Below are 21827 nucleotides of genomic sequence, written 5' to 3'. Positions count from 1 at the left end.
TCCTTTTACGCTAAAGGAGCTGTTTCTGTTATGTGTTGAAGTTGATATAAATTATAATAAAACCCTCTTTTTTTCATTAACTCTTCATGAGAACCTGTTTCTTTAATTTCACCATCTTCAATGTAAATTATCGTATCCACATGTGTAATCGTCGCCAATCGATGTGCGATTATGATCGTCGTCCGATCAGCAGCTAACGTCTGAAGCGCCTGCTGAATATACCGTTCATTTTCTAAATCTAAAGCGGAAGTTGCCTCATCTAATATAAGTAACGATGGATTCTTTAGAAACACTCTTGCAATCGCTACACGTTGCCTTTGCCCACCAGATAACTTCACACCGCGTTCCCCAACGACAGTATCATAACCATCAGGTAACTCTATAATAAAATCATGAATTTGCGCAGCTTTGGCAGCTGAAATCACTTCTTCCTCTGTAGCTTTCGGATTTCCATATAAAATATTTGCCCCGATTGTATCACTAAATAACAAATTATCTTGCAGTACAATTCCAATATGACTACGTAAATTTCTCATATCATACTTTCTAACATCTATCCCATCTATATAAACTGCACCTGAAGAAACATCATAGAAACGCGGGATTAAACTAGCAAGAGATGACTTCCCTCCTCCACTTGCCCCTACAAGCGCTACCTTCTCTCCTGGCAACATTGTTAACGAAAGGTTATGCAATATCTCTTTTTCATCTGAATTGTAACGAAAAGATACATGATCGAATATCACTTCACCATTTAATTTTGTCGTTTGTACCGCACTTGGCACATTGACAATATCGTATTTTTCATCTAACAATTCAAACACTCGATCCATCGATGCGAAAGACTGTGTTAATGTTGTAGAGGAATTAACAAGACGGCGAAGCGGACTATACAAACTATCCATATATCCAACAAACGCAACCATAGTCCCTAATGTTAATTGCCCCTGAATTACTTCATATGCTGCAAAACCGATTACAAGTAACGGGCCTAAATCGGTTAACGTATTCACTACTGAAAATGTCCTTGCAGTCCAACTCGTATGCGTTAACGCTTTCGTCAAAAATTCATTATTTCTTTTTTCAAACTGCTTACCTTCATACTCTTCTAATGCAAAGCTACGCGTCACTTGCATCCCTTGAATACGTTCATGTAAATACCCTTGCATCGTTGCTAAAGCTTGCGAACGCTCTTTCGTTAATTTTCGAAGACGCCCGAAAAAATATTTCACTGCCACTACATAAATAGGTAAAATTAATAACGCAACAAATGTTAATTTTATATTCATAGAAAACATAACAATAATAGCAATTGCAATTGTTGCCGTATCTAGCCAAACATTCATCAAACCAGTAATTACAAAATCCTTTGTTTGTTCTACGTCATGGATTACACGTGAAATAAGCTCCCCTGTTTTTGTATTCGAATAATAGCGTAAACTCAACTTTTGTAAATGACCAAAAATATGTTTTCGTAAATCATATAGTATTGTGTTTGCGATACGCTGCGCGAAATATTGACGATAATATTCAATTGGCGGTCTTACTACAGCAAAAATAAAAAAAGCAATCCCAACAGCGGTTACTAATTGGGACGTTTTATCTTGAAGTGATCCTCCACCTTGAATTACATCATCGATAATATATTTTAATAACCACGGCATAATAAGCGGGATGCCGAATTTAACTAGACCAATCATAATCGTAATAGCAATAAGCCATCGATATGGTTTAACAAATTGCAAATATCTTTTTATACCTTGCACATAATCCCCCCTCTAATAGGACAAACCTGCCGGGAAATCCCCTGCAGGTTTGTTTTAATTTCTGTACATTAAATATCTTTCATACCACATATCTACGAAATCTGGCGCGAATGGCCCTTTTCTCTGATGAATCCATTGTGTTAATTGTGCTACATTTCGTTTTAAAATAGTATCAATAACAGGTGGATATTGCATAATTTGACTATGCTTCTCATACTCATCTTCATCTAAAAGCGTATATGTCATATCTGGATACACTTTAATATCTAAATCATAATCAATGTACTTTAATGCTTCAGAATCATATGCAAAAGGTGAGCCTAAATTACAATAATAGTATACTCCCTCTTCTCTTAACATCCCAATCACATTAAACCAATAGTTTGCATGAAAATAACAAATTGCTGGTTCACGAGTAATCCATGTTCGGCCATCCGATTCTGTCACTACTGTACGATCATTTGCTCCGATCACAAGGCTCTGTGTTCCTTTTAAAATTGTTGTCTCTTCCCACATTCTATGAATGGAGCCATTATGTTTATAACTATGTATTTGTACTCTTTCTCCTTCTTTGGGAAATCCCATATATGCTCCCTTCTTTCAACTGCAAATGCCCTTTGAACTGCACCCACTTTTTTTCTATTATAACTTTTTTGTCGAAATTTTAAAACTAAAGCGACAAGACTCTATTTTTCACACTGAATACCATATCCTTAATCTTCTTAGGCGACGGGGCCTTCGCTGAATGATTTACAAACGAGGAAATAGAAAAAGCCCTTCCTTATTTCTATCTAAAGAAGGACCTTTCACCAGAGGGTAACAATATGTCTTATCCTAAACTCGAAATCATTTTTTCAGTTTCAAAAGATTGAATCACACTATTTGTTTGCTCTTCAAATTTCTCATGTAACAGTTTTAATGCTAATTCTGTTCTATATATTTCTTGGCGGATAAAATGTAATTCCTTTTTATCGCACGTATCCTTTTCGCTCATTTCAATTTGCTGATACTTCTCTAGATGAGCTTGTAACTTTAACAACTCATCCATCGTTTCTAATTGCTCTCCTACCAACTTATCAAAATCGTTCATTACTTACCCCCTTTTGGACTTATTTATCAGTTATTATTCCTCATTACATATTTCTAATCTTTAACTTCCTTCTCCTTTGACTACATTTGTTGACTTATTAGAAGTTATGTCGTTCACTTTATTTTCATTACCATGACCCAGGCACAAAGAAAACACTTCTCCCGAATTAGAGAAGTGTTTTTCTTTCATTACTGATTTGAACTAGAAGATTGTGATTGTTTTGCAGCTGATTGTGCATTTTGTTTTTTCACAGCATGCACATCTGTTTCAGTTGCAAATTCTGTACCATAACTAGTGTTTGCACTTTGTGCGCCAGAAGCTTGTGCTTTCTTTGCTTCTGATTGTGCGTTTGCTTGTTTTACTGCTTGTGCATTTGTTTCAGTCGCAAACTCTGTACCGTAACTAGCATTTGTACTTTGAATGCTAGCACCCGAAGTTGCTTTGTTATAACCTTGTTGTTTTTTACTCATCTTTCTCACCTCCACAACCAATAATGTAACCAATTCCTTTAGAAGCTATCCGTAATTTTCTTTTGAAAAAATTCCGCATATATCTCTTATCACTCATTCAAACTACAGATGATGGAGGTGGAAATATGTACACTGGACGTGATATGACTGAACTAACGATGCTTTCAAAAAATGAATGGAGAGAAGATGAATTAACTCATTTTCATCATTCATTACAACAGATTCTGCCCTATTTAAACGCAGAAGGACAAAGTATTTATAAAGAAATTGTTATAGAAATTGAATCAAGAGGCGGCTTACAGGAAGGTAAAGCTAGTTGGACTCATGGGACAAAAATTTCTTACGATTAAAAAAGTGTTCCCTAAATAGGGAACACTTTTTTATTTATTGCATTGTAATTTTCTCAACGCAATTCTCATAAATCGTACGATGCGATTTCGAGAAAGGTAACTGCTCAAATGCTTCTTTCGATACAAATTTCAATGTATCTGTTTCAACAATATCACCAGTTACTTTTCCATAAAATACGAATATATCCCAAGTGCGATGTGTAAACGTATGTTGTACATTCATTGCGTATTCTTCAATAGAAATCGAGAGCTCAAATTTTTCTTTCATATAATCTGTAAGCTGTTCCTTCTGATTTCGAATCCCTTCGCCAAGTTCGGCATTCGGAAACTCCCACATGTTAGCTAATAATCCAGTACTTGGACGTTTATTAATGACGTAACGACCATCTTCCGTTTGAAGCACCCCTGCAACAATCGGTACCATTGTAGGAGCCTTCGCTTTACTTTTTACTGGTAATTCCTTTTGAACACCTTCAGCATATCCTCGGCAATGCTCACGTACCGGACAAAGTAAGCAAGATGGATTTTTGGGAATACAAATTAGTGCACCTAATTCCATCAAACCTTGATTAAAATAAGATGGATTTTCAGCCGAAATAATTTCACGCACAATCTCTTCAAACACTTTTCTAGTTTTCGTTTTTGCAATGTCATCCCATACTGATAAAATACGAGATAATACACGCATAACATTTCCATCAACTGCCGGCTCTGGTATACCATATGCGATACTTAAAATAGCACCTTTTGTATAGGGGCCGACTCCTTTTAATTTTTCGATTTTCTTTACATCACTCGGTACTATCCCGCCGTATACTTCTTTTACCTCTTTTACTGCCGCATGTAAATTACGTGCCCTAGAATAATATCCTAAACCTTCCCATGCTTTTAATACTTCTTCATCATCAGCGTTTGCCAAAGCTTCTAGAGTAGGAAACTTCCCCATAAAATTCGCGTAATATGGTTTTACAGCTTCTACCCTCGTTTGCTGCAACATAATTTCCGAAACCCAAACGCGGTATGGATCTTTATTTTTACGCCACGGTAAGTCGCGTTGCTCTTTTTCAAACCAACCAATTAAATCATTTTGAAACTGCTCTATGTTAAAATTATTTAATATTTCAAGTGTCAAACTTGATCCCCCTCATTTTTTTGCATATAAGTACTATTATAAAGATTTTAGGAAAAAATTTAAGTAAGATGACATAGGAAATAGAAGGCAAAGGACTTGAGGTATCGAATAAAAAGAGTTACATTAATAAAAAACGGAGGTGGATTTCTATGGACACAGCCACTCACCTTGTTATGGGCGTTACTCTAGGCAGTTTGGCCACGTTAGATCCAGCCATAGCACAAAGTGATATTGGGCCACAAGCAGTTATGCTTGCTGCAATTGCCGGTTCCAATATTCCTGACATCGATACAGTTTTAAAATTGCGTAATAACGCTAAATATATAAGAAATCATCGCGGGATTACTCATTCCATTCCTGCAGTGATTCTTTGGTCATTCCTTATAAGTGGCATCTCTTTCGCCTTCTTTTCAGACGCTCCATATTTGCATCTACTACTTTGGTCATTTATTGCAGTCTTTCTTCATGTCTTTGTAGATATTTTCAACGCCTACGGTACCCAGGCATTACGTCCCTTCACAAAAAAATGGGTAGCGCTCGGCATCATTAATACATTTGATACCGTCATTTTCTTTATCCACCTACTCGCGATTGCTTGTATGCTTGTAGGTTCCCATAAAGGGTATACTGCCTTAGCGGCGTATATATTGATGATTATTTACTATATCGGACGGATTATGATGCATAGAAACATACGTAGCGTCGTATATAAACGTTTCAATCATGTGGAGAAAATAATCATTTCCCCTTCTTACAGATTTTATCATTATCATTTAGCAATCGTTACAACTGATTATTACTACGTTGCTAGATGGCATCGTGGTAACATCATGATATATGATAAGTTCGACCGGGTACCGTTCCCAGATAACGCTATTATGCGCGCAGCTAAACAAGATGAAAACATCTCAGCATTTCTATCTTTCTCCCCTGTGTATCGCTGGGACATTTTCGATTATGATCATTATTACGAAGTTCGCTTCATTGATTTGCGCTATCGCAGTAAAGATTATTATCCATTCGTTGCAATCGTTCAACTCGACCACAATTTAAATATTATTAATTCCTATACAGGATGGATTTTTAGTGAAGAAAAACTTCGAAAAAAACTGGAATTACTTCCACATTAAAAAAAGCGACTTAAGTCGCTTTTTTTAATGTTTCAAATGATCTTCTTGATTGATTAAATGGCTATATTTCGGATTATTTGTACGCATTTCATGGAGGCGACCTCCATGATTATTAATCCATGTTCGTACCACTTGTTCAGTCATTTCATCACCTTGATAACGACCTGATTTAGCATAAGTTGTTTGAAAGTCTTCCCACAATAATTCAACCCACGCACGAGCTTGTGCGTAAGAAAGTTTGTCATTTTTGTCTAATAATTCTTTTGTTAATGTTTCGTGAATATCATTCATGTTCTATTCTCCTTTTACCTATTTATTCCCTTAATTTCTAAAGGATAGTTTCTTCTATTTTGCACATTCTATAAGTGATACTTCTTAAAGAGGTATCAACTGATGATGAGGAGGGCGTTCGCAATGGGTAAACAAGCCGAATTTTGGTCTGAGTCAAAAAACAACAGCAAAATCGATGGTCAGCCGAAAGCGAAATCACGCTTCGCTTCGAAACGACCTAACGGCACAATTAACACGCACCCACAAGAACGTATGCGTGCTGCAAATCAGCAGGAAGAATAGTACAGGTACAACCTAAAAAATTAACTTCCTACACGAGGTGATAAAGATGAGCTACCGTGATCGCTTAGATAGTCGTTCTGAATTATTTAACCATACGTGGACTCGTCCGAAACATGCAAAAGCGCAAGTTAACGGACAGACGCAACAAACCCAGTCTCTCATTATACTGGCGAATGAATGTAAAAAACGCCAATTTTAGAATCTCCTATCTCCTGTAACGCCTACCAAAGATGAAAACCAGAGAGATATTCGCTCTCTGGTTTTCATTTTTCTTGCAATAAAGAAATCGGTATTCCAATCTCTTCATTATTATTTTGCTTATGTCCCCAAGCAAATACCCCGTTGAAATACGTAATTTCAAATAATATACCAGGTTCTTCTACTAATTCATATGTCTCACCAATATGAAATTTGTTTATATCAGTCATATAAGCACGAGCCATTGCCATCTTTCGCATTAATACATCGAACTCATTTACAACACCAAGTTGCTCTGCCTTTATTGCTTGCTCTTTCAAAACCCCAATTTCTTCCCTTAGCTCATGTGGTGTCATTTCACTGTAGCGCTTTGGCATATTCATCTTATTCCCTCATCCCTCTTCACGTTTCATCTGCAAAAATATCTCTATCTCATCAATAGAGAACCCTTTGCGATATAACGCTTGTTTCATCTTATTTTCGAATGTCCATCCATCATATTTCTTATATTTCTCATAATATTTATTCCCATGATAGTGTAACGCTTCTTGTTGCTGTTCGTCATCTTTTTCGTCTTTCAATTCTTCCAAACAAATTTGAATCACATCTCTAGAATATCCTTTACGAACAAGCATTTCGTCTAACTTTAGCTTCATTTGTAAAAAGGAATGCTTTTGATAAGACCTTTTCTTCTTTTCTATAAGAAGTAAAGCATTCTCAATTTGCTTTTCCTTCGGATATTCTTGTAAACTATGTGTAATGATTAGATCCTGAACACCTTTATTTAATAACTCTCTTTTAATAACAGTTGGACCCTTTCGATTCACATTACTTTGCGTTCGCGTATATAAAACAGCGTACTCTTTATCATTAATATATCGATCATGTAATAATTTCGAAACGACTTCAGAGATGACGGCCTGTCCCACTTCTTTTTTTCGTAAATAGTCTTCTACTTCTTTTTTTGTTCTCATTTGATAGGATAGATAGGAAATTGCTTGTAAATATGCTTTTTGTACCTCTTCATTGTATAAAATATTTCCTAACGCTATTTCATCAATTTCTAACCCTTTTTGTAATCCATGTTTCATTAAGATTACTTGATCCACACTAAATCCGTACTCTTCACCTTGACCTTTATCAATATAAATATTAAACCGTTCTTTTGATCGTTTTTGCACTTCTATTTTTGTAATGACAGCCATACTCTCACCTCTCTATTATTTTAACATAGTCAAGGAACGTTTTTTCTTTTCAAGAATATATATAATGAGGAGGAACTAATTATGAGAATCGCAATTTCTGGTGGTACCGGCTTTATCGGTAAATACCTTTCTACTTTTTTTATTCAAAAAGGCTATAATGTTTACATTCTTACTCGAAACAAAACTACTGAAACTTCATCGCCTAACCTTCAATATGTACAATGGACACCAGATTTACAAACCTTCCCCCTCTCTTCTATCGATGTAGTTATTAATCTAGCTGGAGAGTCTATTAATAGTAGATGGACAAAGAAACAAAAGGAATCCATTTTAAATAGTAGAATTCAAACAACAAAAGGAATCATTAAACAATTGCAAACACTTGGTACAAAGCCAAATACATTTATTAACGCAAGTGCTATTGGATACTATGGAACGTCTGAAACTGAGTCTTTTACAGAACAGCATGAGATTCCTGGAAATGACTTTTTAGCAAATACAGTATATTCATGGGAACAAGAAGCATCTAAAGCACGTTCTCTTGGAATGCGAACAATCTACGCAAGACTTGGAGTTGTATTAGGCGCAGACGGAGGAGCTCTTCCAAAAATGCTACTCCCCTATCAATTCTATATCGGAGGTACAATTGGATCTGGAAACCAATGGTTATCATGGATTCATATAGACGATGTCGTTCGCCTGATTGATTTCATCATACACAAAGAAGAAATTGATGGACCTTTTAACATCACAGCTCCCCTACCTATAAGAATGAAGGAATTTGGAGAAACCATTGCAACTATAATGAAAAAACCTCATTGGTTACCTGTCCCTTCATTTATGCTTCACACTTTATTGGGTGAGATGAGTATACTTGTACTAGAAGGACAACATGTATTACCTAGTAAAGCAATTGAACATGGATATCAATACACATTTCCGGCAATAGACCATGCATTACAAAATATACTTTCGCATACAATGTAGTACTTCTAAAACACAGTTTTACAGGGTCCCCTTTCAAAACTTTCATTTTCTAGAATCCGGAGCATTATTACACAAATAATCTTTCAGTTACTTTCCCTTAAATTCCATTAACATTGTAAAGTAACAGAAATGAGGTACCTATGAAAATATTGCTCAAACAAGCCATCGTCTACCCTATTACATCCCAAAAATTTCAAGGGGATGTACTCGTTATAGGAGAAAGAATTGCCGAGGTCAAGCCTTCCATTCAACCTACTCAAGATATGACAGTTATAGACGCTCGTGCTCTTCATCTTTTACCTGGATTTATTGATGTCCATACTCATCTTGGTCTCTATGATGAAGGTACTGGTTGGGCTGGCAATGATGCAAATGAAACATCTGAAGTTTCAACACCACATATCCGTTCTTTAGACGGAATCCACCCTTTTGATATTGCATTTCAAGATGCTGTACAAAACGGAATCACAACTGTTCACGTTATGCCAGGAAGTCAAAACATTATCGGTGGTACTACTTGTGTAATAAAAACAGCTGGAACTTGTATTGATCATATGATTATTCAAGAACCTGCCGGCTTAAAGATTGCCTTTGGAGAAAATCCTAAAAAGGTCCATAGTAATGGAACAAAAGAATCCATAACACGTATGGGAATTATGGGGTTACTTCGGGAATCATTCTATGAAGCACAGCACTACGGACATGAAGCTGATTTTCGAATGCTTCCTATCTTAAAAGCATTACGCCGCGAAATACCTGTACGTATCCACGCTCACCGAGCAGATGATATTAGTTCTGCTCTACGCTTTGCAACAGAGTTCAATCTCGATTTACGTATTGAACATTGTACAGAAGGACACTTTATTGTTGAAGAGCTTTCGAAACACAATTTGAAGGTTTCAGTTGGCCCCACTCTTACACGCCGTTCTAAAATCGAACTTAAAAACAAAACATGGGATACTTACCATATATTATCGAAAAATGGAGTGGAAGTTTCTATAACAACAGATCACCCTTATACCCCAATTCAATATTTAAATGTTTGTGCTGCTGTCGCAGTAAGAGAAGGATTAGACGAAAAAACTGCACTAGAAGGAATCACTATATTTCCAGCACGAAATTTACGTTTAGAGGATAGAATTGGAAGCATTGAGGTTGGAAAAGACGCTGATCTCGTGTTATGGACTCATCATCCTTTCCATTATTTAGCCAAGCCTGTACTAACCATGATTGATGGAAAAATAATTTACAAAAAAAATAAAAAAAACTAGTTTATTTTTTTGACTAGATAAAGTATTATACGATTATAAACTGAATGAAACCATAATCAATTTGTGTCGTGATTATCATTTTCAAATTGATGAATGGGGAAGGCAAATGGTGCGCCACCAGCGTTAGAAACTGGTTCTAGTGGGTTCGATTCCCACCCCGAAATTTTTTAAAGATTGATATAAAAATTTCGAGGGTGGGGTGTTTTTTCGTCATGCTACCCTCGTGTGAGGAGGAGTTAGTATGTTGAAAAAACGCGACTTACACGACAGCCACGTTCTATACGAGTTAATGGTGGACCCAGCTGTCTTCCCTTTTGTGCGTCAAAAGGCTTATTCTTATGAGGAGTATTTATTTTTAACGAAACAAACGATTGAAGCTGAAGAGCGTGGAGAATTAATTTCACGCACAATTTTAGATGAATGGGGTAACCCTATCGGAACAATTACTTTATTTGATGTGCAAGAAAAAGCCGGGTTTCTTGGAACATGGCTTGGCAAACCATATCATGGAAAAGGCTATAATAAATTGGCGAAAGATTCATTTTTTAGCGAACTTTTCTATGAATTAGATATTGAAACAATATTTATGCGTATTCGTAAAATAAATATTCGTTCTATTAAAGCTGCCGAAAAACTACAATATGTAAATCTAGCAAACGAAACAAGAAAAGCCGTTTATGATGAAATTAACGCAAATGAAGAAGTATATAACTTATATGAAATTCCAAAAGATCAATATACACTTGCTACAATGCGAGATACAACGTTCCAAGATGCTCACCAATTAAAAGAAGCATAATCTAAATTTTTAGAAAAAACAATTAATCATTAACATTTTGCCATATACGTATATCACCCCATGTCTTTGGAAACGATAGATAGTGACTTTAGGACACGAGGTGATTTGTAATGGATAAAAAGAAACGTGACAAAGCAAAAAATACATTATCTAGTACACAAGAGGTTCTCTACCAACGAGAATTTCGCAAAGCAGATCGCGCAGCGGGTTATCGCTCGAAAAGTATTTAAAGTGAGAATGAATAATTAGAAGCTTTCCCCCCTAATTATTCATTCTCATTACATATTTTTTCTACGTGATAGAATAGACAAAAAAGGTTCCTTATACATAAGGAACCTTTTTTGTGTGGATAACGTTATCCACACAATTTATAGAATTGTGAATAAATTAAACGAACCCTTCACAAGTTTATATGTTGTAACGCATAGTAAATGTTAGAATTGTGGATAGTTTTCTAAAAATTGTGGACAATGTGGATATAGTTGTTAATATTTTGACTTTACTGTTCAATGAAAGCGTAATCTTCATGTGGATAAGTTACTACTTTATCTTATAAAACAATAAAGAACCCTCTTTAAGCATATAAAAGAGGGTTTCATATTAAGTAAATAATTGTGCAAGAGCAGGTGATTTAATAGGTATATGATTCGGCTCTACATGATTTTCTGCCAAAATTGTATCCACAATATGACCAGCTGGCTCCGGACGATAAATGCTTTTCATCGCTTCTTTCATTTGAAGAAGCTTCATATCATCTTGTAATAACGCCTCTGTCTTTGCAAAAACCTCACTATCATCACGAATGACAACTGCAGCTCCTTTTCTTTCAAAGTACATCGCATTTTCATTTTCTTGTCCTGGAACAGGCTTATATAAAATGACAGGTACTTGCAATGCTGCCGCTTCACTTAACGTAATACCGCCCGGCTTCGTAATCATACAAGAAGTAACACGGAATAATTCATCGATATTTTCAACATAACCAAATACTTTTAATGCATCAGGATTTTTTTCCTGAACCCCTAATAAATCCTGTTTTAACGCTTCATTTTTCCCACAAACGACAACTACTTGTAAATCAGGTACTGACATAAATGATTGGCATAGTTCTTTTACACTTCCTAATACCCCATGAGCACCTGCTACAATTAGTAAAATCTTTTTATTCTTACATAACTGATATTTATTATATATAATGTCTGGATTGATCTTCAGCTCAAAACTACTACGAATCGGAATTCCAGTTTCAACAATTTGCTCCGCGGGCACACCAATATCAATCATAATTTTTTTTACGTGATCAGTTGCTACAAAATAACGATCTACTTCCCGATGAATCCATATTTTGTGCACACAAAAATCCGTTAATACGTTATACACAGGAATTGAAATACCTGTTTGCTTTTTTAACTCTGGTACAGCTATGATCGGAAAAGTATTAATAACAATATCCGGTTTCTCTGCTTGTAAAAGTAATTTCAAACGTTTTCTTCCAAAGTTCGCATACCAAGATGCTATTTTTTTATCATAAATTTTTTCTACGCCGTAATAAAACAAGCGGTATAATTCTTTTCCTATTGTATAACTTTTCAAATATAAATATTTTGTAATATCGGTTATAACTGGATGTGATTCTCCGAACAAATCACATACAATTACATCTTCAATTCCTTTTTGGCGAAATGTTTGTTCTAATGTTTTCGCTACTTGCACATGACCATTACCGTAATGTGCAGTTAATATTAAAACCTTGGGGTTTTTTATCAAACAAATCCACTCCTAGCTTATTGTTTCTCCATATTGCATATACGACAATAGGAAAAACATTTTCCTTAAAAATTACATAAACAGATTCTAATACTTCTCTTTCAGCTATGTACCTGTCGTGGATATGCAAAGCATATAAGATTGACCCCTTAATCCTATCTGTGCTCATATCTTTACATTATACTTTCCTATAAGAGCTTTCGCAATAACTTACAAATGTTCTCTATTCCATGATACTCACTCTTTTACTTCTTAATTCTTTTTACTATTTTGATTTCCCTTTACAATTATGTAAATTTCTCCACTTATTCCTTACAAAAATATGGATATTCTATTTTCAGTATACTCTTTTCTATATACATACTCTAGGTTTTATTGTAAAGAAAGCAAAAAGCCTAACCCAATATTTGGATTAGACTGCTTGTAAAATATGTCTTGCTTGTTCTACATTTTTTTCAGTAGGTGGTTCTACATTTGCAAGTGGATACTTATGTCCAAGTGCCTCCCATTTATATACACCAAGCTTATGGTACGGTAGCACTTCAACTTTTTGAACATTAGATAGGCTTTGAATAAAACTAGATAATTTTTGCAGATCCTCTTCATTATCCGTAATACCAGGAACTAATACGTGTCGTACCCAAATCGGTTTATTTTTATCCGATAAATAACGAGCAAATTGTAAAATATGTTCATTTGGTTTTCCTGTTAATTTACGATGTTTCTTTGAATCAATATGTTTCAAATCCAATAAAACTAAATCTGTGTAATCCATTAAAGTATCTAGCTTATTTTGGAATTCTGGTTCTTCAGAATAACAACCACCCGAAGAATCGATTGTTGTATGAATTCCAGCTTCCTTACATTTCTTAAATAATTCAATTAAGAAATCTAGCTGTAATAATGGTTCCCCACCACTAACTGTTATACCGCCTCCGGAAGCTTCAATAAAAGGAAGGTAACATGTCACATCCTGCATTACTTCTTCAACTGTTATTTCTTTTCCTTTACCGATCTCCCACGTATCAGCATTATGACAATATTGACAACGTAATAAACACCCTTGTGTAAATATGACATAACGAATTCCTGGGCCATCAACAGTACCACAAGACTCTACAGAATGAATTCTTCCTTTTACCATGTTACTTCCTCCTTTATTGAAGCAGCCTCCCTCTGCTATTTATATAAAGCAGAGGAACACTTTTTCACTTACATACTTTCATGCATTGTACGATTAATTACATCGATTTGTTGTTCACGAGTTAATTTAATAAAGTTTACAGCGTAACCAGATACGCGAATTGTTAATTGTGGATATTTCTCAGGATGTTCCATCGCATCCATTAATGTTTCACGATTAAATACGTTAATATTTAAGTGATGGCCTTCTTTTACTGCGTAACCATCAAGCATTGATACTAAGTTACGTACTTGTACATCATCTTCTTTACCAAGTGCTTTTGGAATAATAGAGAATGTATTAGAAATACCATCTTGTGCATCTTCATATGGTAATTTAGCTACAGATAATAATGAAGCTAACGCACCTTTTGTATCACGGCCATGCATTGGGTTCGCACCTGGTGCAAATGGTTCTCCAGTACGGCGACCATCTGGAGTGTTACCAGTTTTCTTACCATATACAACGTTAGATGTGATTGTTAAGATCGACATTGTATGAACAGAATTTCTATATGTTTTATGTTTACGAAGTTTATTCATAAATGTTTTTACAAGATTTACAGCGATTTCATCTACACGATCATCATTGTTACCGTATTTAGGGAAATCTCCTTCAATTTCAAAGTCAACTGCAATACCGTTTTCATCACGAATTGGTTTTACTTTTGCGTGTTTAATTGCACTTAAAGAGTCTGCTACTACAGATAGACCCGCAATACCTGTTGCCATTGTACGAAGGACATTTGTATCATGAAGTGCCATTTCAATACGTTCGTAGCTATATTTATCGTGCATGTAGTGAATAACATTTAATGTGTTTAAGTATAGACCAGCTAACCATTCCATTGTCATATCAAACTTATGCATAACTTCTTCATAATCTAATACTTCAGAAGTAATTGGTGCGTACTCAGGACCAACTTGTGCTTTAGATTTTTCATCTTTACCACCGTTAATCGCATATAATAATGCTTTTGCTAAGTTTGCACGTGCGCCGAAGAACTGCATTTGTTTACCAATTCTCATTGCAGATACACAACAAGCAATTCCATAGTCATCGCCGTAGTCAGCACGCATAATGTCATCATTTTCATATTGAATTGCTGATGTTTTAATAGACATTTTCGCACAGTAGTTTTTAAAGTTCTGTGGTAATTGTTTAGACCAAAGAACTGTTAAGTTTGGCTCTGGAGCTGGTCCTAAATTATCTAATGTATGCAAGAAACGGAATGAGTTCTTTGTTACTAATGGACGACCATCTAATGCCATACCACCGATAGACTCAGTTACCCAAGTTGGGTCACCAGAGAATAATTCATTATAATCAGGTGTTCTTGCAAATTTCACAAGACGTAATTTCATAATGAAGTGATCCACAATTTCTTGTACTTCTTCTTCTGTTAAAGTACCATTTGCTAAATCTCTTTCAATATAAATATCTAAGAATGTAGAAGTACGTCCAAGACTCATCGCAGCTCCGTTTTGCTCTTTAATTGCTGCAAGATATGCGAAGTATAACCATTGGAATGCTTCTTGCGCGTTTGTGGCAGGCTTAGAAATATCAAAGCCATGAGAAGCAGCCATTTGTTTTAACTCTTGAAGGGCACGCATTTGCTCAGATAACTCTTCGCGTAAACGCATTGTATCTTCGCTCATTACACCGCCAGTTAAATTCAAATCAGCTTTTTTCACTTCAATTAAATGATCAATACCATATAATGCTACGCGTCGGTAGTCACCGATAATACGTCCACGTCCGTATGCATCTGGAAGACCAGTAATTACACCTGATCTACGAGCCGCTTTCATTTCTGGTGTGTATGCATCAAATACACCTTGATTATGCGTTTTTCTCCAGTCTCTGAAAATACGACTAAGTTCTTTATCCATTTCGTACCCATAAGATTCACAAGCTTGTTCCGCCATACGAATACCACCATATGGTTGTAAAGAACGTTTAAATGGTTTTTCAGTTTGGAAACCGACTACTTTTTCAATATCTTTATTTAAATATCCTGGTTCATGTGATGTAATAGAAGAAACAATTTTTGTATCCATATCAAGAACGCCACCGTTTTCACGTTCTTTCGTTGTTAAATCCATTACTTGATCCCAAAGTTGTTTCGTTGCTTCAGTTGCTCCCGCTAAGAAAGATTCATCTCCTTCGAAAACGTTTACATTATTTAAAATGAAATCGCGAACATCAATCTCTGCTTTCCATTTTTCACCTTTAAAGTTTTCCCATGCGTTTTTAACATTTTCTAATACTTGAGTCATCCTAATCTCCTCCATTTTTGATTAGTACAGGACTAAGATTTTTTATATAACAGCTTACACACTTAGAATACTACTTTTTGGCGAAAGTGAACGAAATAGTTGTGACATGTTTGTGAAATGTTGAGCAATCTACTATATACATAGTGTTAACTTCACTTAAAAGTCTTTATAATTAACCCTTTCCTTAATTGTATTTTTTTGGTATCCTTATATACGAGTCCTATTTTGTAATACAAAAACAATACCCATTGTAGAGCTGTAATACTCTTATCTCCTAATCTGTTATAGTTTTTATAACAGAACAAAAAAGTGTACATATGTTGTACACTTTTTTTGTTACTACTCTAAAACATCTCTTTTTCTATTCCCATCATAGAATCCACCACGACTACCTTCTAATACAATTAATTGCTCTAATCCTTCTATATGATCACCTATAATCCGCAAGACAGCTGGAGGGTGACCTATTTTTGCAAAATGTTCACTGGGACGAATACGGTTCATCTTATCGACCTCTACACGACTTACACACGCAATCTCAAATCCTGACAGAATAGCTTTCACTTGGGCTACACAAGGTGAAAGTAAAGATCTATATCCGATTTCTTTCAAACACTTACGACTAAACCCATTCGGTACAGCGATAAGAGAGCCTACTCCTAGGTCTTTTCTATCACAAGCTAAATTTAATGCATATTTAAATGCAGTTACAAGATGAAGCGGTACTCTTAAATCTAAATAATGATTTAGATCATTTAAGGCGACATCCATTCCATCTGCAATAGCTTTTGCGAAAGGATATAATTCCCTAGCTGGAATAACAAAGTCACCATCTATAAATAATACAATTTCCCCTTTTGCAAAATAAGTTCCAAGTGAACGCCCCACATCATTTCCAAGTGCTTCTTTATATACAATTGTTGTTGCTCCCTTGTCTTTTGCAATCGTTTCTGTTTGATCAGACGAACCATTTACAACAACGATAATTTCAAAAGGTTCAATTTTGCGGAGCTCTTCTATAACGTTTCCAATTGTTTTCTCTTCATCTTGTACAGGAATAATGACCGATAATTGCTTTCCTTTATACAACTTAGATGTGACGCCCCATCCTTGATAAAAATTTTCGAAACTTAAAGTATGATAAACACACTCTCTTTTCCTATTTCCATCATAATATCCTCCGCGCTCATCACTGCCCGCTATTCGCTCCGCTACAGCTTCTATATGGTCACCTATCATCCGTTTTTCAGATTGAGAAAGACCCGTTCCATACGCTGCATGCTCGGTTGGCCGAAATTTATTTGGCGTAATAACATCTATTGCACAATGACGACTAATTCTCCATTTGCTTTGTACTAGGCGTAAATGAGCTACAATAGGATTCACAAAACATTCATATCCAATGCTTTGAACAACTTCTTTCGTCAACGCATGAGGTACAGATAATAAAGAATCAATTTTTAACTCTTCACGCTCTAACATTGCATTTAATATTTGGCGCCATACTGTCACGGAGTGCGGTTTTTGTTTCTTTAAAAATAGTGCGTCCAAATTATTTAAAACGATGTCGGCCTGATCATGTAAAATTGGATTCAGGAATAATTGTAATTTTGAAGTTTGAATAGCAAAATCTCCATCTATAAATAGTAGTACATCACCTATCGCGTGTTTTGCGCCGACCGCACGTCCAACATCGTTCCCGAGTAGCTCTGTATACTCGATTACTTTACACCCTAAACGACTGGCAACATCTTCTGTGCCATCGTTACAACCGTTTGCTACTACAATGATCTCTACTGGATTTAATCCTTTTACCGATTGAATAACGTCTGAAATCATATCCGCTTCATTACATACAGGTATAATAATTGATAGCGACTTAGCCATTGTTTTCTTCACGAAACCATTTAATAGTTTCTTTCAACCCTTGTTCCCACGTTACTATCGCTTCAAACTGCACAAGTTCTTTTAATTTCGTTACATCTGGTCTTCTATTTGGAATTTCTTCAAAGCCATGTGGGTATACCTCTTCGAAAGAAACTTGGACAATCTTTGAAGAAGATTTCGTTAGCTTTTTAATTACTTCTGCTACTTGTTTTATACTCTTTTCGTTCTCAGAACCTATATTAATAATCTCACCATTTACCTTCTCATCCATTGCCCGAATCGTTGCCTCTACCGCATCACTTACATACGTAAAGCAACGTGTCTGCTTTCCATCTCCATATACGAGAATGTCTTCTCCTTGCAGGGCCGCACTGATAAATCGTGGGATTACTCCTGCATACGGACCATCTTTCGCTCTTGGACCATAAATATTAAAATAACGAACAATCGTTACAGGTAAACCTTCTAAAGCGTATCCTAAACACAATGTTTCTTCTAACGTTTTACAAATTGCATAACTCCAACGTATTTTAGAAGTCGCCCCGTATAATCGATCCCCCTCTTCAGAGAAGGGTGGCTTTGCCTTACCATATACTTCTGAAGTAGATGCAAAGACTACTTTCTTCTTTCCTTTTAGCGCTGCTTGTAAAATATTTCTCGTTCCATCAAAATTCGTTTCAATCAGCTCTATACTCTTTTCCATTGTCGTTTTCACACCTAAAATTGCTGCTAAATGAAACACGACATCATGTTGATTTACTAATTCATAAATTGAGCTTTTATCTAAAACGCTTATTGGAATAACCCGAATTTCTTTCATTAACTCATCATGATATTTATTTTTTCCTTTATAGAAGTTATCAACGATTGTGACCCCATAACCTCTTTTCACCAATTCTTCAGCTAGATGCGATCCAATGAATCCTGCACCACCTGTAATTAAACATTTCTTACTCATACACTCACCTTCTTTACAATTCCACGTGTATCTATTACTCGCTTCATTCCTTTAAAAAGCTTCCAATCGATATTCGAGTGATCAGTTAAAATTAAAATACAACCAGCTTGTTTCATGACTTGTTCATTCAAAGAAACAGATTGGTACACCTTATCTCCAAATTTTGCAGAAGAAATATATGGATCATGATATTCTATCTCATATCCTTCTTCTATTAACAATTCAATAATTGGCAACGCTGGTGATTCTCTTAAGTCATTTACATCTTTCTTATACGCAATTCCTACAATTAAAACTGATGCGGGTGATTGCACCATGCCTTTTACTTTCCGAACTATTTTCTCTGGCATTTCTTCATTAATTACATGTGCCGCCTCAATTAATTGACTAATTGCTCCATTCTTTTTTATTCTCCATTGAAAATATAAAGGGTCTACCGGAATGCAGTGTCCCCCTATCCCTGGCCCTGGCCAATATGGGGTAAATCCAAACGGTTTTGTAGATGCAGCTTCAAGTGCCTCATAAAAATCAATTCCTAAACTTTCACATAGTGTGTTTAACTCATTTACTAATGAAATATTGACTAGGCGCTGAATATTTTCAAATAACTTACACATTTCCGCTACTTTCGGAGAACTAACTGGAACAACTACATCAAATGTAGTACTATACAACTCCTGTACTTTTTGTTTACACTTTTCTGTTTGTCCACTAATAACTTTTGGAATCGTTTGAACGGAATAGTGACTATTAGCCGGATCAATTCTCTCAGGGGAATATCCGATATAGAAATCTTCTCCTACCTTTTGACCTGCTTGAGAAATAATTGGAATAATAACTTCCTCAAGCGTGCCTGGATATGTGGAGCTTTCGAAAATGAAGGTTTGTCCTTTTTGAAGGTGTTGTTGTATATAATGAGAAGCTGAAATGAGGGCACTTAAGTCTGGTTCTCTTTTTTCATTAATTGGAGTCGGAACAGTGACAATAACATAATCACTATTTTGAAAATCAGCAATACCTTGATCCGGTGTATTTACTATTATTTTTTTTTTAGTCAATAAACTTTGTAACAATTTAGAAGAAACATCTGGAATGTAGCTTTCTCCTTTTATAATTGATTCTATTTTTCTAGTATCTTTATCTAATCCAAGCACCGTATGTCCTTTCTCTGCAAAATGAACTGCCAAAGGAAGGCCAACATATCCTAATCCGATAATAGCAACTGTACTACTAACATTCATCTGTATTCTCTTCTTCCTTTCTCAATTGTTGAATTATATTTCTATCCCGCTCTCCATCTGTAAAACTCCCGCGCTCGTCTGTGGATTGCAATAAATATGCAATTGCTTCAAGTTGATCACCGAAAATACGGTCAAATGCTGGAATACGCCCATTTACAAATCCGTGTTGCTCTGGGCGCACTCGATTTGTTTTTATAACATCTACAAATTCTACTGCTGTAATAGAGAACCCCTCCAAAATAGCTTTCATTTGAGCTAATGGTGGAATGATAAGAGAATCATATCCGATTTTCTCTATTACCTTTTTATGCATAGCATGTGGTACTGCCGTTAATGAGTTGTTCCATAAATCTGGTCGTTTCGCTATCAAATTCACAAAATATTTCCCCATGCTAATTGGATCTGCTGGATGAAACATATCTAATAAACACTGTAAATCATTTAATGCCACATCATGTCCATCTTCAATAGCATGTAAAAATGGAATTAGTTTTTTTCCCGGAATAACAAAATCACCATCGACAAATAAACAAATATCGGCCGTGGCATGCATAGATCCTATCGCTCGGGCCACATTATGACCGAGTGCTTCCCCGAATTCAATAACGATAATATTCTCTAGCTTTGCTTGTTTAATTGTCTCCATATCAGCGCCATTCGCAACTACTATAATTTCATCTACACCTGCTTTTTTTACTTCTTGTATAACAGATCTTATAGTCATTTTCTCTTCTGATACTGGGATAATAGCACTATATTTCGCTTTTTTCTTTTGTAATACAACTGGTTTATACTTTCCTATAAACCCTCTATCCCTACTTCCTTCCGAAAAGCCACCACGTTTACCATATATTTCGATTACGTATTGCAAAGCACGTAAATGATCTCCCATAATACGACTAGTCGCTTTCGGATAAGGAGAACCAGGTGATGTACCCGTGTGCACAGGACGCACTTTATTTGTATGAATGACATCGACCGAAGCCATATCGGCAATATCTACTCCTCTAGACATCGCCATCGCTTGAAATAGTGCTGGATCTGCTAAATTCCACCAACCAAATTTCTGGATAACTTCCTTACTCATTGCATGTGGAATTGCGATTAAAGATCCAACAACAAGCTCCTTTTTATTCAAATAGCGATTCAACATACATTTGCCAACTGTCGTATAATGCGGTCTCATCTTTAAATAAACGGACCATGTTAAATTATTCACAACAATTTGGTGGCCTTGTTGAATTCCTTTTATGAAACGTTGCAACTCTTTGTTATCAATGACGATGTCACCATCTAAAAATAAAACAATGTCACCTTTCGCTTCTCTTGCTCCGATTGCCCGTCCAACATCATTGCCAAGAGAATAGTGATAATAAATGACATGGCAATGATGTTGTAACGCTATTTCTTTTGTCCCATCTGTCGATCCATTATCAACTACGATAATTTCATAAGGTTCGAGCTTTTCCACTTCTACTAAAACTTGTGATAAAGTACTCGCTTCATTATGCGCTGGAATAACAACTGATACTCTCATATTT

General features: G+C 35.7%; 23 protein-coding genes. 8 read left to right on the top strand and 15 right to left on the bottom strand.

The genetic code is table 11. The annotated features are described in order from the left end of the window. Window positions 1–5: 5 nt before the first annotated feature. The 4 genes from KVT31_RS22395 to KVT31_RS22380 form a co-directional block, all read right to left on the bottom strand. Window positions 6–1766: an ABC transporter ATP-binding protein gene (locus tag KVT31_RS22395; RefSeq protein ID WP_088095048.1), complete on the bottom strand. Its 1761-nt coding sequence runs from the start codon at window positions 1764–1766 to the stop codon at window positions 6–8. Between the two features lie 54 nt (window positions 1767–1820). After that, on the bottom strand, window positions 1821–2351 hold the full coding sequence (ntdP, locus tag KVT31_RS22390) for a nucleoside tri-diphosphate phosphatase (protein WP_061676751.1): 531 nt from the start codon (window positions 2349–2351) through the stop codon (window positions 1821–1823). Window positions 2352–2595: 244 nt separating this feature from the next. Continuing rightward, the gene (locus tag KVT31_RS22385; protein ID WP_000997583.1) at window positions 2596–2856 is read right to left on the bottom strand and encodes a YgaB family protein; all 261 of its coding nucleotides are present in this window, start codon (window positions 2854–2856) and stop codon (window positions 2596–2598) included. Window positions 2857–3044: 188 nt separating this feature from the next. Next, complete coding sequence (locus KVT31_RS22380) at window positions 3045–3326, bottom strand: gamma-type small acid-soluble spore protein (RefSeq protein WP_088095047.1); 282 nt, start codon at window positions 3324–3326, stop codon at window positions 3045–3047. Window positions 3327–3451: 125 nt separating this feature from the next. Here KVT31_RS22380 and KVT31_RS22375 point away from each other — a divergent pair, with 125 nt between their 5' ends. Then, window positions 3452–3676: a hypothetical protein gene (locus KVT31_RS22375; protein WP_140392331.1), complete on the top strand. Its 225-nt coding sequence runs from the start codon at window positions 3452–3454 to the stop codon at window positions 3674–3676. Window positions 3677–3710: 34 nt separating this feature from the next. On the opposite strand, the gene mutY is transcribed toward KVT31_RS22375, so the two are convergent. Then, a complete protein-coding gene (mutY, locus tag KVT31_RS22370; RefSeq protein WP_088095045.1) occupies window positions 3711–4808 on the bottom strand; it encodes an A/G-specific adenine glycosylase in 1098 nt (365 codons plus the stop codon). Window positions 4809–4957: 149 nt separating this feature from the next. On the opposite strand from mutY, the gene KVT31_RS22365 reads away from it, so the two are divergent. Next, window positions 4958–5938 (top strand): metal-dependent hydrolase, encoded by a 981-nt coding sequence (locus KVT31_RS22365; RefSeq protein WP_088095044.1) that lies wholly within the window; start codon window positions 4958–4960, stop codon window positions 5936–5938. Between the two features lie 24 nt (window positions 5939–5962). Here KVT31_RS22365 and KVT31_RS22360 read toward each other — a convergent pair whose 3' ends face one another. Continuing rightward, on the bottom strand, window positions 5963–6229 hold the full coding sequence (locus KVT31_RS22360; protein ID WP_000997857.1) for a YfhJ family protein: 267 nt from the start codon (window positions 6227–6229) through the stop codon (window positions 5963–5965). Between the two features lie 123 nt (window positions 6230–6352). Between KVT31_RS22360 and KVT31_RS22355 the strand changes: the two genes are divergently transcribed. Together KVT31_RS22355 and KVT31_RS22350 are read left to right on the top strand one after the other, a co-directional pair. After that, window positions 6353–6511 carry a small, acid-soluble spore protein K gene (locus tag KVT31_RS22355; RefSeq protein WP_000517891.1) on the top strand — a complete coding sequence of 53 codons (159 nt, stop codon included), beginning with the start codon at window positions 6353–6355 and terminating at the stop codon, window positions 6509–6511. Between the two features lie 46 nt (window positions 6512–6557). Further along, entirely contained in the window at window positions 6558–6710 is a 153-nt protein-coding gene (locus tag KVT31_RS22350; RefSeq protein WP_000122093.1) for a YpzG family protein, read from the top strand. A gap of 64 nt (window positions 6711–6774) precedes the next feature. Here the strand turns inward: KVT31_RS22350 and KVT31_RS22345 are convergent, their stop codons facing one another. Then, entirely contained in the window at window positions 6775–7092 is a 318-nt protein-coding gene (locus KVT31_RS22345) for a YfhH family protein (protein ID WP_088095043.1), read from the bottom strand. A 9-nt stretch (window positions 7093–7101) separates the two neighbouring features. Next, the gene (recX, locus tag KVT31_RS22340; RefSeq protein ID WP_000268506.1) at window positions 7102–7914 is read right to left on the bottom strand and encodes a recombination regulator RecX; all 813 of its coding nucleotides are present in this window, start codon (window positions 7912–7914) and stop codon (window positions 7102–7104) included. Between the two features lie 81 nt (window positions 7915–7995). Here recX and KVT31_RS22335 point away from each other — a divergent pair, with 81 nt between their 5' ends. The 4 genes from KVT31_RS22335 to KVT31_RS22320 all read left to right on the top strand — a co-directional run bounded on the left by KVT31_RS22335 (window position 7996) and on the right by KVT31_RS22320 (window position 11201). Then, the gene (locus KVT31_RS22335; RefSeq protein ID WP_088095042.1) at window positions 7996–8901 is read left to right on the top strand and encodes a TIGR01777 family oxidoreductase; all 906 of its coding nucleotides are present in this window, start codon (window positions 7996–7998) and stop codon (window positions 8899–8901) included. Window positions 8902–9041: 140 nt separating this feature from the next. Further along, window positions 9042–10172 (top strand): amidohydrolase, encoded by a 1131-nt coding sequence (locus KVT31_RS22330; protein ID WP_000698308.1) that lies wholly within the window; start codon window positions 9042–9044, stop codon window positions 10170–10172. Window positions 10173–10413: 241 nt separating this feature from the next. Beyond that, window positions 10414–10971 (top strand): GNAT family N-acetyltransferase, encoded by a 558-nt coding sequence (locus KVT31_RS22325; protein WP_000914737.1) that lies wholly within the window; start codon window positions 10414–10416, stop codon window positions 10969–10971. Between the two features lie 110 nt (window positions 10972–11081). Further along, the gene (locus KVT31_RS22320; protein ID WP_000358484.1) at window positions 11082–11201 is read left to right on the top strand and encodes a YfhE family protein; all 120 of its coding nucleotides are present in this window, start codon (window positions 11082–11084) and stop codon (window positions 11199–11201) included. A 370-nt stretch (window positions 11202–11571) separates the two neighbouring features. On the opposite strand, the gene KVT31_RS22315 is transcribed toward KVT31_RS22320, so the two are convergent. From KVT31_RS22315 to KVT31_RS22285, 7 genes are all read right to left on the bottom strand, one after another. Next, window positions 11572–12738, bottom strand: coding sequence for a diglucosyl diacylglycerol synthase (locus KVT31_RS22315; protein WP_088095041.1), 1167 nt, complete (start codon window positions 12736–12738; stop codon window positions 11572–11574). Between the two features lie 412 nt (window positions 12739–13150). After that, window positions 13151–13882, bottom strand: a complete 732-nt coding sequence (gene pflA, locus KVT31_RS22310; RefSeq protein WP_073518173.1) for a pyruvate formate-lyase-activating protein — start codon at window positions 13880–13882, stop codon at window positions 13151–13153. Window positions 13883–13950: 68 nt separating this feature from the next. After that, entirely contained in the window at window positions 13951–16200 is a 2250-nt protein-coding gene (gene pflB / locus KVT31_RS22305; RefSeq protein WP_063263176.1) for a formate C-acetyltransferase, read from the bottom strand. 339 nt (window positions 16201–16539) lie between these two features. Further along, window positions 16540–18087 carry a glycosyltransferase family 2 protein gene (locus KVT31_RS22300; protein WP_140392330.1) on the bottom strand — a complete coding sequence of 516 codons (1548 nt, stop codon included), beginning with the start codon at window positions 18085–18087 and terminating at the stop codon, window positions 16540–16542. Next, the gene (locus KVT31_RS22295; RefSeq protein ID WP_088095039.1) at window positions 18080–19045 is read right to left on the bottom strand and encodes an NAD-dependent epimerase/dehydratase family protein; all 966 of its coding nucleotides are present in this window, start codon (window positions 19043–19045) and stop codon (window positions 18080–18082) included. The genes KVT31_RS22300 and KVT31_RS22295 overlap by 8 nt, the downstream gene beginning before the upstream one ends. Continuing rightward, window positions 19042–20286, bottom strand: coding sequence for a nucleotide sugar dehydrogenase (locus KVT31_RS22290; RefSeq protein ID WP_088095038.1), 1245 nt, complete (start codon window positions 20284–20286; stop codon window positions 19042–19044). Before KVT31_RS22290 ends, KVT31_RS22295 begins: the two co-directional genes overlap by 4 nt. Beyond that, window positions 20276–21823 (bottom strand): glycosyltransferase family 2 protein, encoded by a 1548-nt coding sequence (locus tag KVT31_RS22285; RefSeq protein ID WP_088095037.1) that lies wholly within the window; start codon window positions 21821–21823, stop codon window positions 20276–20278. Before KVT31_RS22285 ends, KVT31_RS22290 begins: the two co-directional genes overlap by 11 nt. Window positions 21824–21827 lie beyond the last annotated feature (4 nt).

The sequence above is a fragment of the Bacillus sp. GbtcB14 genome (genome assembly GCF_019091205.1).
Classification (GTDB): Bacteria; Bacillota; Bacilli; order Bacillales; family Bacillaceae_G; genus Bacillus_A; species Bacillus_A cereus_AG.
Note: the sequence above shows the minus strand (reverse complement) of the source record. Positions and strands in the feature narration are given on the sequence as shown.

Excerpts from the sequence above, each read along its gene's own strand:
- ntdP (WP_061676751.1), bottom strand. The coding sequence starts at position 2,351 with ATGGGATTTCCCAAAGAAGGAGAAAGAGTACAAATACATAGTTATAAA.
- KVT31_RS22300 (WP_140392330.1), bottom strand. The coding sequence starts at position 18,087 with ATGGCTAAGTCGCTATCAATTATTATACCTGTATGTAATGAAGCGGAT.
- KVT31_RS22350 (WP_000122093.1), top strand. The coding sequence starts at position 6,558 with ATGAGCTACCGTGATCGCTTAGATAGTCGTTCTGAATTATTTAACCAT.
- KVT31_RS22330 (WP_000698308.1), top strand. The coding sequence starts at position 9,042 with ATGAAAATATTGCTCAAACAAGCCATCGTCTACCCTATTACATCCCAA.
- KVT31_RS22360 (WP_000997857.1), bottom strand. The coding sequence starts at position 6,229 with ATGAATGATATTCACGAAACATTAACAAAAGAATTATTAGACAAAAAT.
- KVT31_RS22385 (WP_000997583.1), bottom strand. The coding sequence starts at position 2,856 with ATGAACGATTTTGATAAGTTGGTAGGAGAGCAATTAGAAACGATGGAT.
- KVT31_RS22325 (WP_000914737.1), top strand. The coding sequence starts at position 10,414 with ATGTTGAAAAAACGCGACTTACACGACAGCCACGTTCTATACGAGTTA.
- KVT31_RS22365 (WP_088095044.1), top strand. The coding sequence starts at position 4,958 with ATGGACACAGCCACTCACCTTGTTATGGGCGTTACTCTAGGCAGTTTG.
- KVT31_RS22320 (WP_000358484.1), top strand. The coding sequence starts at position 11,082 with ATGGATAAAAAGAAACGTGACAAAGCAAAAAATACATTATCTAGTACA.
- pflA (WP_073518173.1), bottom strand. The coding sequence starts at position 13,882 with ATGGTAAAAGGAAGAATTCATTCTGTAGAGTCTTGTGGTACTGTTGAT.
- KVT31_RS22285 (WP_088095037.1), bottom strand. The coding sequence starts at position 21,823 with ATGAGAGTATCAGTTGTTATTCCAGCGCATAATGAAGCGAGTACTTTA.
- KVT31_RS22290 (WP_088095038.1), bottom strand. The coding sequence starts at position 20,286 with ATGAATGTTAGTAGTACAGTTGCTATTATCGGATTAGGATATGTTGGC.
- KVT31_RS22375 (WP_140392331.1), top strand. The coding sequence starts at position 3,452 with ATGTACACTGGACGTGATATGACTGAACTAACGATGCTTTCAAAAAAT.
- KVT31_RS22345 (WP_088095043.1), bottom strand. The coding sequence starts at position 7,092 with ATGAATATGCCAAAGCGCTACAGTGAAATGACACCACATGAGCTAAGG.
- pflB (WP_063263176.1), bottom strand. The coding sequence starts at position 16,200 with ATGACTCAAGTATTAGAAAATGTTAAAAACGCATGGGAAAACTTTAAA.
- recX (WP_000268506.1), bottom strand. The coding sequence starts at position 7,914 with ATGGCTGTCATTACAAAAATAGAAGTGCAAAAACGATCAAAAGAACGG.
- KVT31_RS22380 (WP_088095047.1), bottom strand. The coding sequence starts at position 3,326 with ATGAGTAAAAAACAACAAGGTTATAACAAAGCAACTTCGGGTGCTAGC.
- KVT31_RS22295 (WP_088095039.1), bottom strand. The coding sequence starts at position 19,045 with ATGAGTAAGAAATGTTTAATTACAGGTGGTGCAGGATTCATTGGATCG.
- KVT31_RS22355 (WP_000517891.1), top strand. The coding sequence starts at position 6,353 with ATGGGTAAACAAGCCGAATTTTGGTCTGAGTCAAAAAACAACAGCAAA.
- KVT31_RS22335 (WP_088095042.1), top strand. The coding sequence starts at position 7,996 with ATGAGAATCGCAATTTCTGGTGGTACCGGCTTTATCGGTAAATACCTT.